12 protein-coding genes and 1 pseudogene are annotated in these 15,136 nt (G+C 61.6%); 9 read left to right on the forward strand and 4 right to left on the reverse strand.

Annotated features, from left to right (window positions below):
- Positions 1-155 precede the first annotated feature (155 nt).
- From M2400_RS00745 to yccS, 5 genes are all read left to right on the forward strand, one after another.
- Positions 156-1,046 carry an alpha/beta fold hydrolase gene (locus tag M2400_RS00745; protein WP_177043163.1) on the forward strand — a complete coding sequence of 297 codons (891 nt, stop codon included), beginning with the start codon at positions 156-158 and terminating at the stop codon, positions 1,044-1,046.
- A 38-nt stretch (positions 1,047-1,084) separates the two neighbouring features.
- The gene (gene mdtD, locus M2400_RS00750; protein WP_177043162.1) at positions 1,085-2,512 is read left to right on the forward strand and encodes a multidrug transporter subunit MdtD; all 1,428 of its coding nucleotides are present in this window, start codon (positions 1,085-1,087) and stop codon (positions 2,510-2,512) included.
- 130 nt (positions 2,513-2,642) lie between these two features.
- Entirely contained in the window at positions 2,643-3,980 is a 1,338-nt protein-coding gene (gene dbpA / locus M2400_RS00755; protein WP_237151081.1) for an ATP-dependent RNA helicase DbpA, read from the forward strand.
- Positions 3,981-4,143: 163 nt separating this feature from the next.
- Entirely contained in the window at positions 4,144-5,322 is a 1,179-nt protein-coding gene (locus M2400_RS00760) for an NAD(P)/FAD-dependent oxidoreductase (protein WP_259195613.1), read from the forward strand.
- 238 nt (positions 5,323-5,560) lie between these two features.
- Complete coding sequence (yccS, locus tag M2400_RS00765; RefSeq protein WP_177043160.1) at positions 5,561-7,744, forward strand: YccS family putative transporter; 2,184 nt, start codon at positions 5,561-5,563, stop codon at positions 7,742-7,744.
- A 105-nt stretch (positions 7,745-7,849) separates the two neighbouring features.
- Here the strand turns inward: yccS and M2400_RS00770 are convergent, their stop codons facing one another.
- Positions 7,850-8,587: an ABC transporter substrate-binding protein gene (locus tag M2400_RS00770; protein WP_259195612.1), complete on the reverse strand. Its 738-nt coding sequence runs from the start codon at positions 8,585-8,587 to the stop codon at positions 7,850-7,852.
- 220 nt (positions 8,588-8,807) lie between these two features.
- Here M2400_RS00770 and M2400_RS00775 point away from each other — a divergent pair, with 220 nt between their 5' ends.
- The gene (locus M2400_RS00775) at positions 8,808-9,260 is read left to right on the forward strand and encodes a GNAT family N-acetyltransferase (protein ID WP_177043158.1); all 453 of its coding nucleotides are present in this window, start codon (positions 8,808-8,810) and stop codon (positions 9,258-9,260) included.
- Between the two features lie 97 nt (positions 9,261-9,357).
- On the opposite strand, the gene M2400_RS00780 is transcribed toward M2400_RS00775, so the two are convergent.
- From M2400_RS00780 to M2400_RS00790, 3 genes are read right to left on the reverse strand one after another with little or no spacing between them, the layout of a single operon-like run.
- A complete protein-coding gene (locus tag M2400_RS00780) occupies positions 9,358-9,654 on the reverse strand; it encodes a helix-turn-helix domain-containing protein (protein ID WP_177043157.1) in 297 nt (98 codons plus the stop codon).
- Positions 9,655-9,673: 19 nt separating this feature from the next.
- The gene (locus M2400_RS00785) at positions 9,674-10,174 is read right to left on the reverse strand and encodes a M48 family metallopeptidase (RefSeq protein ID WP_010167569.1); all 501 of its coding nucleotides are present in this window, start codon (positions 10,172-10,174) and stop codon (positions 9,674-9,676) included.
- 43 nt (positions 10,175-10,217) lie between these two features.
- Positions 10,218-12,329, reverse strand: coding sequence for a bifunctional diguanylate cyclase/phosphodiesterase (locus M2400_RS00790; RefSeq protein ID WP_259195611.1), 2,112 nt, complete (start codon positions 12,327-12,329; stop codon positions 10,218-10,220).
- 308 nt (positions 12,330-12,637) lie between these two features.
- Here M2400_RS00790 and M2400_RS00795 point away from each other — a divergent pair, with 308 nt between their 5' ends.
- From M2400_RS00795 to M2400_RS00805, 3 genes and pseudogenes are all read left to right on the forward strand, one after another.
- Positions 12,638-13,303, forward strand: a complete 666-nt coding sequence (locus tag M2400_RS00795; protein WP_177043155.1) for a polysaccharide lyase family 7 protein — start codon at positions 12,638-12,640, stop codon at positions 13,301-13,303.
- A gap of 141 nt (positions 13,304-13,444) precedes the next feature.
- On the forward strand, positions 13,445-14,674 hold the full coding sequence (gene alr, locus M2400_RS00800; protein WP_177120052.1) for an alanine racemase: 1,230 nt from the start codon (positions 13,445-13,447) through the stop codon (positions 14,672-14,674).
- Positions 14,675-14,893: 219 nt separating this feature from the next.
- Positions 14,894-15,085: pseudogene (locus M2400_RS00805) on the forward strand (fructose-bisphosphate aldolase); the annotation flags it as partial.
- Positions 15,086-15,136: the final 51 nt, after the last annotated feature.

Below are 15,136 nucleotides of genomic sequence, written 5' to 3' on the forward strand. Positions count from 1 at the left end.
CGTTGTGGCCCATCAAAAACCTCGTTATAAAGGTTGGTGGCACCTAGCCACGTCCGCGCGGTAAAAAAACTCAAACAACACCCCGCCGTCCTCAACCCACTTGCACGCAAGTGATGCATGACCTTGCCCGGGATAGGGCAAGCTGGAGCGTTGACATGAACCATGGAAGTTTTGTCATTGAGAAGCTGTTCAAGCACTACAACGTTCACGTAGAGCAGCTTGGTAACAACCCAGAGAAAAAAACCGTGCTGTTGGTCAATGGCGCGCTGTCCACCACCCGCTCGTTCGCGCGCACCAGCAAGTGCCTGTCGGAGCACTTCAATGTGCTGATGTTCGACCTGCCGTTCTCCGGCTATTCGCGCCCGTACAACACCGACCTGGACCTTGTGACCAAGGACGATGAAGTGCAGATCCTGCGGGCACTGGTGGAGCGCTTTCAGGTCAACCACCTGGTATCTGCCTCGTGGGGCGGGATTTCCACGCTGCTGACCCTGGCCCATAACCCGCCGTCCATTGAAAGCTCGGTGGTGATGGCGCTGGCGCCCAACCTCAACCAGGCCATGCTCGAATACGTAGAACGGGTGCGCGTGCTGATCGAGGCCGATGACAAATCCGCCGTCGGCCATCTGCTGAATGAAACCGTGGGCAAATACCTGTCGCCCCGGCTCAAGCGCAACAACCACCGGCACCTGTCGACCATGGCCACCACCGAGTATCGCCAGGCACGCTTCCATATCCACCAGGTGCTGGCCCTCGGTGACGGCAACTACCTGCCGCAACTGAGCCAGATCGAAACCCCGGTGCACTTCCTCAACGGCGTACTGGACGAGTACACCCCGGCAGATGAAGCCCAACTGTTCAAAAAATACGTGGGCCGCAGCAGCTTCGCCACCGCCGAACACACCGGCCATTTGCTCGACCTGGAATCCCGCGAAGCGGCCCTGGCAGTGCACCGGGCGCTGCTCGACTTCCTGGTGGGGAAAGACGTGGCGTTGTCGGATATAGACGAAGCGCCAGTGGGAAAAGGAGCTGCCGATGGCGCATAATCGCCGACACATAGGCTGCTAACAAAAAAAGGTAACTCATGCCGAATCGCACCCCTCTCGATGCCAAGACCGCCCGCTGGCTACCCTGGGTGGTAGCGATTGCCTTCTTCATGCAGTCGCTGGATGGGACGATTCTCAACACTGCATTGCCGGCCATGGCCCGAGACCTGGCGGAGAACCCCTTGCGCATGCAAGGCGTGGTGATCGCCTACATGTTGACGGTGGCCTTGCTGATTCCCGCCTCGGGCTGGGTGGCCGATCGCTTCGGCACCAAGAAGATTTTCTTCGGCGCGATCATGCTGTTCAGCATCGGCTCATTGCTCTGCGCACTCTCCAGCACGCTGACCATGCTGGTGGGCGCCCGGGTCATCCAGGGCCTGGGCGGCGCCTTGATGTTGCCGGTGGGCAGGCTGGTGGTGCTGCGCGCGTACCCGCGTTCGGAGCTGGTGCGGATCATGGGCTTCATCACCATTCCCGGGCTGCTCGGCCCGTTGCTCGGCCCGACCATGGGCGGCTGGATGGTGCAATACCTGACCTGGCACTGGATCTTCCTGATCAACCTGCCGGTGGGCATCATCGGCTGCTACGCCGTGTGGAAATTCATCCCCGACCTGCGGGGCAGCGAGCGCACGCGGTTCGATGGCGTGGGCTTCCTGCTGTTCGGCGCGGCGATGGTGCTGATCACCATCGCCATGGAAGGCCTGGGCGAATTGCACCTGCCGCACCTGCGGGTGATGTTGCTGCTGTTCGGCGGCCTGGCCTGCCTGGCGGCGTATTGGCTGCGAGCCGGGCATATCGATAACCCGCTGTTCTCGCCGGTGCTGTTCAAGACCCGGACCTTTGCCGTGGGCATCCTCGGCAACCTGTTCGCCCGCCTGGGCAGCGGCGCCCTGCCGTTCCTGGTGCCGCTGCTGTTGCAGGTGGCGCTGGGTTACTCACCGTCGGAAGCTGGGATGAGCATGCTGCCCCTGGCGGCGGCGGCGATGTTTGCCAAGTCCATCGCCCGGCCGCTGATCGAGCGCCTGGGCTACCGCGTAGTGCTCACCGGCAACACCCTTGCGCTGGGCATCATGCTGGCGAGCATGGGCCTGGTCAGCGAACACACGCCCTACCCGTTGCTGCTCGGCATGCTGGCGATACTGGGGGCGATCAACTCGCTGCAATTTACCGCGATGAACACCGTGACCCTGATCGACCTCGACGACGCCCAGGCCAGCAGTGGCAACAGTTTGCTGTCGGTGGTGGCGCAGTTGTCCCTGAGCCTGGGCGTGGCCTGCGCCGGTGCGCTGCTGGGTGGTTTTACCGCCGAAGTGGGCAACGACGGGGTCGACACCGTGCTCGGTGCGTTCCAGCTGACCTTCGTCACCGTAGGCATCATGGCGATGCTGGCGGCGGCGATCTTCCTGCAACTGTCGCCAAAAGACGGCAAACGGGTGGTCAGCCGCGAGCACGACATCGAGCATTAACAGGCTTCTCGTCTAGAACTTGCAGGGAAATTCCCACGAGACTGGTACACTGCGCGACATTTTGTTTTGCAGAGCCAGTCCCGTGACTACCATCGCCACCGCTTTTAATACTTTGCCCCTGTCCGCCGCCATGCTGGCTAACCTCGACTCGCTGGGTTATGTCGAGATGACGCAGATCCAGGCGCAAAGCTTGCCGGTGATCCTCAAAGGGCTGGACCTGATTGCCCAGGCCAAGACCGGCAGCGGCAAGACCGCCGCCTTCGGTATCGGCCTGTTGAACCCGATCAACCCACGCTACTTCGGCTGCCAGGCGCTGGTGATGTGCCCGACCCGCGAGCTGGCCGACCAGGTCGCCAAGGAAATCCGCCGCCTGGCCCGCGCCGAAGACAACATCAAGGTTCTGACCCTGTGCGGCGGCGTGTCCCTCGGCCCGCAGATCGCTTCCCTGGAACACGGTGCCCACGTCATCGTCGGCACCCCGGGCCGCATCCAGCAGCATTTGCGCAAGGGTTCGCTGGTTCTGGACGGTTTGAACACGCTGATCCTCGATGAAGCCGACCGCATGCTCGACATGGGTTTCTACGACGCCATCGAAGACATCATCAGCAAGACCCCGGCCCGCCGCCAGACCCTGCTGTTCTCGGCCACCTACCCGGTGAGCATCAAGCAGCTGGCCTCGAAATTCATGCGCGCGCCACAACAGGTCAAGGCCGAAGCGTTCCACTCGGACGACCAGATCGAGCAGCGCTTCTACGAGATTTCCCCGGAAGAGCGCATGGACGCGGTGACCAAGGTCCTGGCGCATTTTCGTCCGGCTTCCTGCGTAGCCTTCTGCTTTACCAAGCAGCAAGTGCAGGAAACCGTCGACCACCTGACCGCCAAGGGCATTTCCGCTGTCGGCCTGCATGGCGACCTGGAACAGCGCGACCGTGACCAGGTGCTGGCGATGTTCGCCAACCGCAGTACTTCGGTACTGGTCGCCACCGACGTGGCCGCCCGTGGCTTGGACATTGATGCACTGGACATGGTGATCAACGTCGAACTGGCCCGCGACTCGGAAATCCACATCCACCGCGTGGGCCGTACCGGCCGTGCCGGTGAGACCGGCATCGCTATCAGCCTGGTTGCACCGTCCGAAGCCCACCGCGCCCAGGCCATCGAGCAGTTGCAGAAATCGCCGCTGAACTGGGACCAGCTGGACAACCTCAAGCCTCAGAGCGGCGGCCCGTTGCTGCCGGTGATGAGCACCCTGTGCATTGCCGCTGGCCGTAAAGACAAGGTTCGCCCGGGTGACATCCTTGGCGCATTGACCGGTGACGCCGGGATTCCCGGTGCCCAGGTCGGCAAGATCGCGATCTTTGATTTCCAGGCGTTCGTGGCCGTGGAACGCGGGATCGCCAAGCAGGCGCTGCAGCGTTTGAATGACGGCAAGATCAAAGGCCGTTCGTTGCGCGTGCGCATCCTGTAAAAACACCGCGTTCCTGTTGAAGGAACCGAATCAATGTGGGAGCTGGCTTGCCTGCGATAGCATCAACTCGATCTGACAGACAGACCGAGTCGGCTGCATCGCAGGCAAGCCAGCTCCCACATTTGATTGCATTTCAGATCAGTATTTTTTTGAGGACATTGCTGTGCGTTCGACCGAAGTTGTGATCATTGGCGCCGGCGCCGCAGGCTTGATGTGCGCGCTGACCGCCGCCGGGCGTGGGCGCAAGGTGATGCTGATCGACCACGCGAACAAGGCCGGCAAAAAAATCCTGATGTCCGGCGGTGGCCGCTGCAATTTCACCAATATGTACACCGAGCCGGCCAACTTCCTGTCCCACAACGCGCACTTCTGCAAGTCCGCCCTGGCCCGCTACACCCAGTGGGATTTCATCGGGCTGGTGGCCAAGCACGGCGTGCCGTACCACGAGAAAAAACTCGGCCAGCTGTTCTGCGACAACAAGTCCAGCGACATCCTCGGGATGCTGCTGGATGAGTGCATCCAAGTGGGCGTGAGCATGCACCTGGACACGTCGGTGCAGGAGATTGCCAAGGTCGACAGCGGCTATCAGCTGCAAACCACACTGGGTGAGTTGCGCTGCGAGTCACTGGTGATCGCCACCGGCGGCCTGTCCATTCCGACCCTGGGGGCCACCGGGTTTGGTTACCAGGTCGCCAAACAGTTCGGCCATGAACTGCTGCCCACCCGCGCCGGGCTGGTGCCGTTCACCATCACCGACCAGCTCAAGGAATTGTGCGGCGAGCTGTCCGGCACGTCCGTGGACTGCCTGGTGAGCTGCAACGACCAGAGCTTTCGCGAGAACATCCTGTTTACCCACCGCGGCCTGAGCGGGCCGGCGATCTTGCAGATTTCCTCGTACTGGGAACCCGGCGACACCGTGGAAATCAACCTGTTGCCCGACCACGACGCCCACGCCTGGCTGCAGGAGCAACAGGTGGAGCGCCCGAACAGCGAGCTGAAAACCCTGCTGGGCGAGATCTTCACCAAGAAGATGGCCAACCTGCTGGCCGAAACCTGGTTCGTTTCCAAGCCGATGAAGCAGTACACCCATGCAGAGATTGCCGACATCGCCGGCAAACTGGGGAGTTGGCAGCTGGTACCGGCGGGCACCGAAGGCTATCGCACCGCCGAGGTCACCCTGGGTGGGGTGGACACGCGGGAAGTTTCGTCCAAGACCATGGAATCCCTGAAAAGCCCCGGTTTGTACTTTATCGGGGAAGTGTTGGATGTGACCGGTCACCTGGGTGGGTTCAACTTCCAGTGGGCGTGGGCTTCCGGGTATGCCGCGGCACAATTTGCCTGATTCAAGGATGTACTCGGTCAAACTGTGGGAGCTGGCTTGCCTGCGATGAGGCCGGCACCTTCAACATCCTGATTGACTGACACACCGCCATCGCAGGCAAGCCAGCTCCCACATTGGTTTGGGGTGTTCTTGAGAGAATGCCTGTAATAAATTTTGCTGTTGGATGTGATCGCCACGCTTGCCGTGGCGTCATTACTGGCTCAATTTAGCGACATCGTCCCGGAAGACCCCAGACTTCATGTCATCGACCTCCTTCAAGCAGTCCATGCGGCGCCTTTGGGCACTGGATAAGTTCAGTTACAGCGTACGGGTATTCATCGCCCTGACCGGCAGCATGGCGCTGTGCTGGTACCAGAATGAAATGGCGCTGCTGATCCCGTTGTTCCTGGGGATTATCGCCAGCGCCCTGGCCGAGACCGATGACAACTGGCAAGGCCGCCTCAACGCCCTCGCCGTGACGCTGGTGTGCTTCAGCACCGCCGCGCTGTCCGTCGAACTGCTGTTCCCCTACCCATGGATCTTCGCGATTTTCCTGGCGCTCTCAAGCTTCGGCCTGACCATGCTCGGCGCGCTGGGCGAGCGCTATGGGGCGATTGCTTCGGCCACCCTGATTCTGTCGGTCTACACCATGATCGGCGTGGACCAGCGCGGTGGCGCCGTTACCGACTTCTGGCATGAACCCTTGCTGTTGGTGGCTGGTGCTGCCTGGTACGGCGCGCTCTCGGTGTTGTGGCAGGTATTGTTTTCCAACCAGCCGGTGCAGCAGAGCCTGGCACGGCTGTTTCGCGAGCTGGGGCGTTACCTCAAGCTCAAGTCGTCGCTGTTCGAGCCGATCCGCCAGCTGGATGTGGAAGCGCGGCGCCTGGAACTGGCCCAGCAAAACGGCCGGGTGGTGGCGGCGCTGAACGCCGCCAAGGAAATCATCCTGCACCGCGTCGGCAATGGCCGCCCGGGCTCCAAGGTCAGCCGCTACCTCAAGCTGTACTTCCTGGCCCAGGACATCCACGAACGCGCCAGCTCCTCGCACTACCCTTACAACGCCCTCGCCGAAGCCTTCTTCCACAGCGACGTGCTGTTCCGCTGCCAGCGCCTGCTGCGCCAGCAAGGCAAAGCCTGCCAGACCCTCGCCGAATCGATCCAGCTGCGCCAGCCGTTCGTCTATGACGACAGCTTCGCCGAAGCCCTGGGCGACCTGAATGCCTCCCTGGAACACCTGCGCATCCAGAGCAACCCGGCCTGGCGCGGCCTGCTGCGCTCCCTGCGTGCCCTGGCGGCCAACCTCTCGACCCTGGATCGCCTGCTGGGCGACGCCGCCAACCCCGACAGCCTGGCCGATGCCACCGACAGCAGCCTGCTGGACCGTGCACCGCGCAACCTCAAGGAAATGTGGACACGCCTGCGCACGCAGCTGACGCCGACGTCCTTGCTGTTCCGCCACGCCCTGCGTCTGCCCCTGGCGCTGAGTATCGGCTACTGGATGGTGCACTTGATCCACCCGTCCCAGGGCTACTGGATCATTCTCACCACGCTGTTCGTGTGCCAGCCGAACTACGGCGCCACCCGGCGCAAGCTGGGCCAGCGGATCATCGGCACCGCCATCGGCCTGACCATCGCCTGGGCGCTGTTCGACCTGTTCCCCAACCCGCTGATCCAGTCGATGTTCGCCATCGCCGCCGGCCTGGTGTTCTTTATCAACCGCACCACCCGCTACACCCTGGCGACCGCGGCGATCACGCTGATGGTGCTGTTCTGCTTCAACCAGGTGGGCGACGGCTACGGGCTGTTCCTGCCACGGCTGTTCGATACCTTGCTCGGCAGCCTGATCGCCGGGCTGGCGGTGTTCCTGTTCCTGCCGGACTGGCAAGGTCGACGCCTGAACAAGGTGCTGGCCAACACCCTGACCTGCAACAGCATCTACCTGCGCCAGATCATGCAGCAGTACGCCGCCGGCAAAAGCGACGACCTGGCTTACCGCCTGGCCCGGCGCAACGCCCACAACGCCGATGCGGCGCTGTCCACCACCCTGGCGAACATGTTGATGGAGCCGGGGCACTTCCGTAAGGAAGCGGACGTGGGGTTCAGGTTCCTGGTGCTGTCACACACGCTGCTCAGCTACCTGTCGGGGCTCGGTGCACACCGGGAAACCCAGCTGCCGGCCGAGATGCGCGAGCACTTGATCGAAGGTGCGGGCAAGACGCTGGCGGCGAGCATCGACGAGATCGCCACGGGGCTGGCCAACAAGCAGCCGATCGCGATCCAGAGTGATGCGGAGGAAGCGTTGGCGGTAGAGCTGGAGCAGATGCCGGATGAGATTGATGAGGGGCAACGGTTGGTGCAGACGCAATTGGCGTTGATCTGCCGGCAGTTGGGGCCGTTGCGCACCTTGGCGGCTCACCTGATCAAAGACACCAGCGAGGCCTGAATCGCTATCGCAGGCAAGCCAGCTCCCACAGTTGACCGAGTTCCACCTTTGAAGTGCGGCCAACTGTGGGAGCCGGGCTTGCCCGCGATGGGGCCATTAGCCTCACTACATCCCATGCTGCTTCATCAACCGCGCATAACTGCCATCCGCCTTCATCCTGACAATCTCCCGATCAAACCCGGCAACAATCTCCTCATGCCGGGGATTTTTCAGGCTGACCAGAATGTGCAGGCTGTTTTCGCTCAGCGGCACCGGCAGGAACTCCACCGCATTGCGCACAGCGGCCGATTCCCGAGCCAGGTAGTAGCGGGCAACGAACTCATCCTCCACCGTCAACCGCACCCGCTGCGCCGCCAGCATGCGCACGGCCATGGCGAAGTTATGCACCGGGACTTTCTGCAATTGCGGATCGGCATCGAACGCCGCCGAGTAGGCGTAACCGCGCACCACTGCGATGGGGTAGTCGTGGAGTTGCTGCAGGTTCTGGTATTCGATGGAATCGTCACGGCGCTTCAGAAACAACACCCGGTTGAGCAGATACTCGTCAGAAAACTGCCCCAATTGCGTACGCGCCTCGTCGTACCAGGCATTGACCAGCACATCGTACCGCCCATCGCCCACACCCATCAGCGCCCGGGCCCAAGGCACCTGTTCAAACTCACTGGCGTAGCCGGCGCGGGCCAGGGCGGTGGTCACGAGGTCGGTGGCCAACCCGCCATTGACCAGGGTGGAGTCAGTAAACGGCGGCCAGGCATCCGCCACCAGGCGCAAGCGTTCTGCCGCCGCCGTCTGGGCCAGCAACAACAAACCGATCAAAGCAACGGCACGAGAAAATCGCGGCATGCTCAAGTCCTTGGCGGGCATTCTATGGCCTGACCCCGGGGGCAAACCCGAGGATTTAACAGTAGCTCATCAATGAGCCTGCCCTGCAGATTACACAAAGAAGACAGCCGCGAATGCACTGAATGATGGCAAATTGACGCCACTCACAAAAAATCGCAATTTAGACACTCGTCGCCTGCACGCTTACTATCCTGAGCAGACAATTAGCCGAGAGAACACCATGACAGTCGAATGGGTCTGCAAACACCACAGTGACCTGGGCAAGGAGCAGCTCTACGCCATTTTGCGCCTGCGTTCGGAGGTCTTCGTCGTCGAGCAGAAATGCGTGTACCAGGACATTGATGGCCAGGATCTGGACGGTGACACCCATCACCTGATGGCCTGGGATGACGGTCAGTTGCAAGCCTACCTGCGCCTGCTTGACCCTGAATCACAGGGCGGTGATGTGGTGATTGGCCGGGTGATTGTCGCGCCGGGCGCACGGGGCACCGGGCTGGGCCACCAGATGATGGATGAGGCCCTCCGGCAGGCCGAGAAGCAATGGCCTGAGGTGCCGATCTATCTGTCGGCCCAGGCGCATCTGCAGGGGTATTACGGGCGGTACGGGTTTGTGGTGGCGGGTGAGGAGTACCTTGAGGATGACATTCCACATATAGGCATGCGCCGCGCTTAGAACGCCATCGCGGGCAAGCCCGGCTCCCACATAAGCACTCGATCAACTGTGGGAGCCGGGCTTGCCCGCGATGGCGTCGGGACAGGCAACCGGTGTCTCAGGGGTAACCCAACACCTGTTTAATGCTCGCCAGGTTCGCCTCGATCCAGCGCCGATCAATTGCGCCCCAATCACGAATCCGATAGCGCCCGGCATGATTGCGAGCGCCATCTTCCTGTTCAAACTCACACACAATGTCCAGGTCCGCCAACGCCGCAATCGTGTCCTGGGCGGTGCGCCGAGGCATGCCCGTGGCCTCGGTCAGCGCCGGGACGCTGCTGGCCAACTGGCTGTCGATCAGGTACGCCACGTACAGGCGCCGGTAGAAGCTGCTTTTGGTCTTGCTCACATCCATGCTCGATCGCCTTTGAAGGTCAGGGCTTGCCCTGCAGGTCCCGCCAGGTCAGGTACACCCGCAGGTCAAATTCCACCTGATGGTAGCCCGGCAACATGTATTCACAGAGTTTGTAGAACGCCTTGTTGTGGTCCGATTCCTTGAAGTGCGCCAGTTCGTGGACCACGATCATCCGCAGAAACTCCGGCGCGGCTTCCTTGAACAGCGAGGCGATGCGGATTTCTTTCTTCGACTTGAGGTTGCCCCCCTGCACCCGGGAGATGGTGGTGTGCAGGCCGAGGGCTCGGTGGGTCAGGTCCAGGCGGTTATCGAACAACACTTTGTCGATGGCCGGCGCGTTGCGCAGGTGTTCCTGCTTCAGGGCCTGGGCGTAGCTGTACAGGGCTTTGTCGCTCTGCACGCCGTGCCGTTCAGGGTAGCGCTGCGTCAGGTAGTCGCCCAGTTGGTCCTTGGCAATCAACTGGCGCACTTGTTCCTGCAATGCTGCGGGGTAGGCCTGGAGGTATTTCAGCGCGGTCATGGGGTCAACAACGGGTATTTGAATAGGCGCCAGTGTAGCGAATTCAGCGTAGCGCTGCGCGCAGGCGCCAGTTGGCGATTTCATCGGCCATCAACGGCGGCGCCACCTGCGGCCCCTGGATGAACTGACAGCCGTTGGCTTTGAGCCATTGCGCCTGCTCCTGGGTCTCGACGCCCTCGGCAATCACCAACAGGTCGAAATGCCGGCAGAGTTCGATAATGCTCTTCGCCATCGCCGCATCCCGGGAAGAGCCGGGCAGCCGTGCGATCAGCTTGGGGTCGAGCTTGAGGGTGTCGAACTCCAGGTCCCGCAGGTGGGCCAGGGAGCAGTTGCCCGCGCCGAAGTCATCGAGGGCAATCCGCACGCCGGCCTGGCGCAACAGCTTGAGCTGCTTGGTGGACTCTTCCAGGTTGTGCATCAGGCTTTCTTCGCTGACCTCCACCTCAAGCTGGCGGCCTTGCAGCCCATGTCGCTCCAGCACCTGCTGCAGCTGGCCGGCCAGGTTCGGCATGTTGAACTGGCTGCTGCTCAAGCTCACGCTCAGCACCAATTCATCACTGAACACGGCCTTCCATGCCTGCCGCTGGGCGGCCACCTGCTGGTAGATCCAGGTGCTCAACTGACTGATCAGCCGTGCCTCTTCCAGCAACGGCAAAAACAGCCCCGGCGGCACATCGCCGACACTCGGATGCTGCCAGCGCAACAGCGCCTCCACGCCCCGCAGATGGCCGTCGTGCAACGACACCTGCGGCTGGTACACCAGGGTGAAATCCTTGCTCTCGATGGCGCTGCGCACGCTGTCTTCGAGCATCAGCCGCGAGCGGGCCCGGCCATTCATTTCCTGATCGTAATAACGATATTGCTGACGCCCGGCGCGCTTGGCTTCGTACATGGCGACGTCCGCCGCCCGCAGCAGGCCATTGAGATCCGAGCCGCAGTCCGGGAAGGTGGCGATGCCGATACTGACGCCGAGCATCACATCCAGGCCGTCGACCTGCTGACAGATCGACACCCGTTCGATCAGTTTTTCCGCAATTTTCGCCGCCTGCTCCGGAAATTCCAGCTCCAGCAGCGCGGTGAATTCATCCCCGCCCATGCGCCCGAGAATGTCGTAGGAACGCAGGCACGCCTTCAACTGCTCCGAGACCCAGCGCAACACCCGGTCACCGGCGTCGTGCCCCAGGGAATCGTTGACCCGCTTGAACCCGTCCAGGTCCAGGTACAGCAGCACCAGCGACTGCTCGTTACGCTCACTGCGCAACAGCACATTGTCTACCGCCTGGTGAAACCCACGCCGGTTGAGCAGGCCGGTCAGCGGGTCGGTGACCGCCTGGAACTCCAGCTGCTGATGCAGGTGGCGCACCTCGGACATGTCCAGCACGGTGACCACCATGGCTTTCTGCTCGGCCGGCAACGGCGCGCACGACATGGCCACCGGCAGTTGCTGGCCCGGCGCGGTGCGCAGGATCGCATCGTGCAGGCGCCAGGTTTCGCCGCGCTTGTAGCCTTCATACAAGGCCGAGTCGGCCCAGCCGGGCACATGGGGTTTTTGCAGGAACCCGAGGAACTCGGCGCCCTGAATCTGCGCCACCGGCGCATTCAGCAATCGCGAAATGGCCGGGTTGGCGTAGCTGATCACTCCGTCTTCGCCCACCACCAGGATGCCTTCGGCGGCGTTGTCCAGCACCGAGGCATTGAAGGCCCGGGCCGACTCCAGGTCATGGCTCAAGCGCTGCAACGCACGGCGGTTGCGCTGGTGCTCCAGCAGGGCATGGACCTTGGGCTTGAGGATATTGGGGTCGAAGGGTTTGAGCAGATAGTCGATGGCGCCGCTTGCATAGCCCTCCAGCATCGCCGCCGGCGACTGGGCGTGGGCGCTGAGAAAGATGATCGGGGTCATCTGCGTGCGCTGGCTGCCCCGCATCAGGCGGGCCACCTCGAACCCGTCCATGCCGGGCATCATCACATCCAGCAACACCAGGTCGACGTCGTGCTCGAGCAGCAATCCCAGGGCTTCAACCCCGGACGCTGCGGTTACCACATACCAGTCTTCACACTGCAATAGCGCACGCATGCTGATCAGGTTTTCGGGATAGTCATCGACCACCAAAAGCACTGAACAACCATCGCGGGGCTTGATTGGAGCGCATTCCATTGCTGCTTCTCTGTCGTCGGCGTCACTCCGGTCATTTTTGCGACAAAACCGGATAAACAATAAGGACTCACTCTAGCCCCGGATCCCTTAAAGCAGAAGCCATGACGGTGCCATCATGACGCCAAAGTTCAGGCAACCGACTAACGGTCGGTGTCTACAGCCCGCGATTTACGGGAAACATGGCTTTTTGACATTTACCTGGCGCCAACAAACCGCCACAAAATCATTAACAATCCATTTCCAGCCACCTATAAAGAAAGTGCCAGCTCTCGAGCCGCAACCTTCTCTCCCTGTTTAAGGCGCTTTCAATGATTGATCTGTCCACCTGGAACCTGAGCATCCCCGTCGGCTCCCCGCCCTCGACCATCGACACCCCGAAACTGCTCAGTGGGTTCAAGGACCAATACTTTCAGGCCGAAGGCAGCAGTGTGCAGTTCTGGACCCCGGTCACCGGCACACGCACCGAAAACGCGGTTTACCCCCGCAGCGAACTGCGGGAAACCTACGCCGATGGCCGCCTGCGCAACTGGCTCTACAGCGACGCCGACAACTTCCTGCGCGCCACGTTGGCGGTGAACCAGGTGCCGTCGTCCGGCAAGATCGTCATCGGTCAAATCCACGCCTATGACAGCCAGAAACCGCTGATCAAGGTCGAGTATCAGTACAAGGAAAAAACCCAGACCGGTAACATCGTCGCCAAGGTGCGCATGCGCCCCACTGAAGATGAAGGCCGGGTGATCATCGTTGCCGAAAACGTACCGCTGGACCGCAACTTCACCTACGTCATCCACCTGAATAAAGCCGGCCTGTTGAGTGTCGACGCCGCCAGCGGGCAATGGAACGAACGCATTGGCGCGGCGTGGGGCAAACAACCGCTGTACTTCAAGGCCGGCGCCTATGTGCAGGACAACAGTGGCAACAGCAAGGAAGGCGCCCGGGTGACATTTGCCAAGCTGGACATTGACCACGACTGACGCTGATTCGCTTCAGCGACCGGTCCCACGACGCTTTAGGACAGAACCGCGACCCAGGGTCTCGACTTTCTTGTAGGACAATCCGAGTATGGCGCCGCGCACGCGCACTACCCCCTATAAGAAAGTCATGGAGACTGCCCAATGCCCTTTTCCCGCACCCTGCTCGCCCTCTCTCTGGGCATGGCTCTGCTGCAAAACCCGGCCTTCGCCGCCCCGCCACTGTCGATGGCCGACGGGGTGGCCCAGGTCAATATCCAGGACAGCAATGCCTGGGTCGAAATCAACAAAGTCGCCTTCGAAAACAACATCCGCACCCTGCAAGCCAGCCTCGCCGACAAATCGAAAATCTGCGCCGTGCTCAAGGCTGATGCCTACGGCCACGGCATCGGTTTGCTGATGCCTTCGGTGATCAAACTGGGCGTGCCCTGCGTCGGCATCGCCAGCAACGAAGAAGCCCGCGTGGTCCGTGAAAGCGGCTTCAAGGGCCAACTGATCCGCGTACGCACCGCCGCCCTGAGCGAACTGGAAGCCGCGCTGCCATACAACGTCGAGGAACTGGTGGGCAACCTGGACTTCGCCGTACGCGCCAGCCTGATCGCCGAAAACCACGGCCGCCCGCTGGTGGTACACCTGGGCCTGAACTCCAGCGGCATGAGCCGCAATGGCGTGGAAATGACCACCGCCCAGGGCCGCCGCGACGCCGTAGCGATCACCAAGGTGCCGAACCTGCAAGTGAAGGCGATCATGACCCACTTCGCCGTCGAAGACGCCGCCGACGTGCGTACCGGGCTCAAGGCGTTCAACGAGCAGGCCAACTGGCTGATCAACGTCGCCCAACTCGACCGCAGCAAGATCACCCTGCACGCCGCCAACTCCTTCGCCACTTTGGAAGTGCCCGAGTCGCGGCTGGACATGGTGCGCCCGGGCGGGTTGTTGTTTGGTGACACCGTACCGTCGTTCACCGAATACAAGCGGGTGATGCAGTTCAAGTCCCACGTGGCTTCGGTCAATAGCTATCCGAAGGGCAACACCGTGGGTTATGACCGCACCTACACCCTGGCGCGGGATTCGAAACTGGCGAACATCACCGTGGGTTATTCCGACGGCTACCGCCGCGCGTTTACCAACAAGGGCGTGGTGCTGATCAACGGCCATCGCGTGCCGGTGGTGGGCAAGGTGTCGATGAACACGCTGATGGTGGATGTCACCGACGTGCCGACCGTGAAGAGTGGTGATGAGGTGGTGTTGTTCGGCAAGCAAGGCGCGGTTGAGACCAGCCAGGCGGAAGTTGAAGACATCAACGGGGCGTTGCTGGCGGATCTGTATACGGTGTGGGGTAACTCGAATCCGAAGGTGTTGGTGGAAAACTAAGTCCCCACCTATGCCGTAGGTATCGTCCTATAGGACCTGCGGATCGTTCGGTGATTAACACAATCGCTTAAACACCACTTATCCCTGTGGGAGCCGGGCTTGCCCGCGATGGCGGTGTATCAGTCACAGAATAAGTTGGCTGACCCACCGCCATCGCGGGCAAGCCCGGCTCCCACATGGGTTCGGTGTGTCCTACAGGGCCGTTGCGGTGAATCGGGGCGCCGCTTCACCCCTTGCACCGAAACAGCCACCGAATACCCCGTACTCCTGATCGACAGCGAAGCTCCGCTACCGGACCTGAACGCCTGCCTGCGCGAACGCCTCAACACCGCCCGCATCCTGGTGCAGGACGTTAGCGACGTATTCCGCGTCATCGAATACCGCGGCTTCGACACACCCACAGTCGCCTGACCAGATTTCAGCCACAAAAAAGCCCGCATCGCTGCGGGCTTTTTCATTAAC

It is taken from the genome of Pseudomonas sp. BIGb0558 (genome assembly GCF_024807515.1).
GTDB lineage: Bacteria > Pseudomonadota > Gammaproteobacteria > Pseudomonadales > Pseudomonadaceae > Aquipseudomonas > Aquipseudomonas yamanorum_A.

Coding starts and splice junctions, on each gene's coding strand:
- M2400_RS00745 (WP_177043163.1), top strand. CDS start 156: ATGAACCATGGAAGTTTTGTCATTGAGAAGCTGTTCAAGCACTACAAC.
- mdtD (WP_177043162.1), top strand. CDS start 1,085: ATGCCGAATCGCACCCCTCTCGATGCCAAGACCGCCCGCTGGCTACCC.
- dbpA (WP_237151081.1), top strand. CDS start 2,643: ATGCTGGCTAACCTCGACTCGCTGGGTTATGTCGAGATGACGCAGATC.
- yccS (WP_177043160.1), top strand. CDS start 5,561: ATGTCATCGACCTCCTTCAAGCAGTCCATGCGGCGCCTTTGGGCACTG.
- M2400_RS00770 (WP_259195612.1), bottom strand. CDS start 8,587: ATGCCGCGATTTTCTCGTGCCGTTGCTTTGATCGGTTTGTTGTTGCTG.
- M2400_RS00775 (WP_177043158.1), top strand. CDS start 8,808: ATGACAGTCGAATGGGTCTGCAAACACCACAGTGACCTGGGCAAGGAG.
- M2400_RS00780 (WP_177043157.1), bottom strand. CDS start 9,654: ATGGATGTGAGCAAGACCAAAAGCAGCTTCTACCGGCGCCTGTACGTG.
- M2400_RS00785 (WP_010167569.1), bottom strand. CDS start 10,174: ATGACCGCGCTGAAATACCTCCAGGCCTACCCCGCAGCATTGCAGGAA.
- M2400_RS00790 (WP_259195611.1), bottom strand. CDS start 12,329: ATGGAATGCGCTCCAATCAAGCCCCGCGATGGTTGTTCAGTGCTTTTG.
- M2400_RS00795 (WP_177043155.1), top strand. CDS start 12,638: ATGATTGATCTGTCCACCTGGAACCTGAGCATCCCCGTCGGCTCCCCG.
- alr (WP_177120052.1), top strand. CDS start 13,445: ATGCCCTTTTCCCGCACCCTGCTCGCCCTCTCTCTGGGCATGGCTCTG.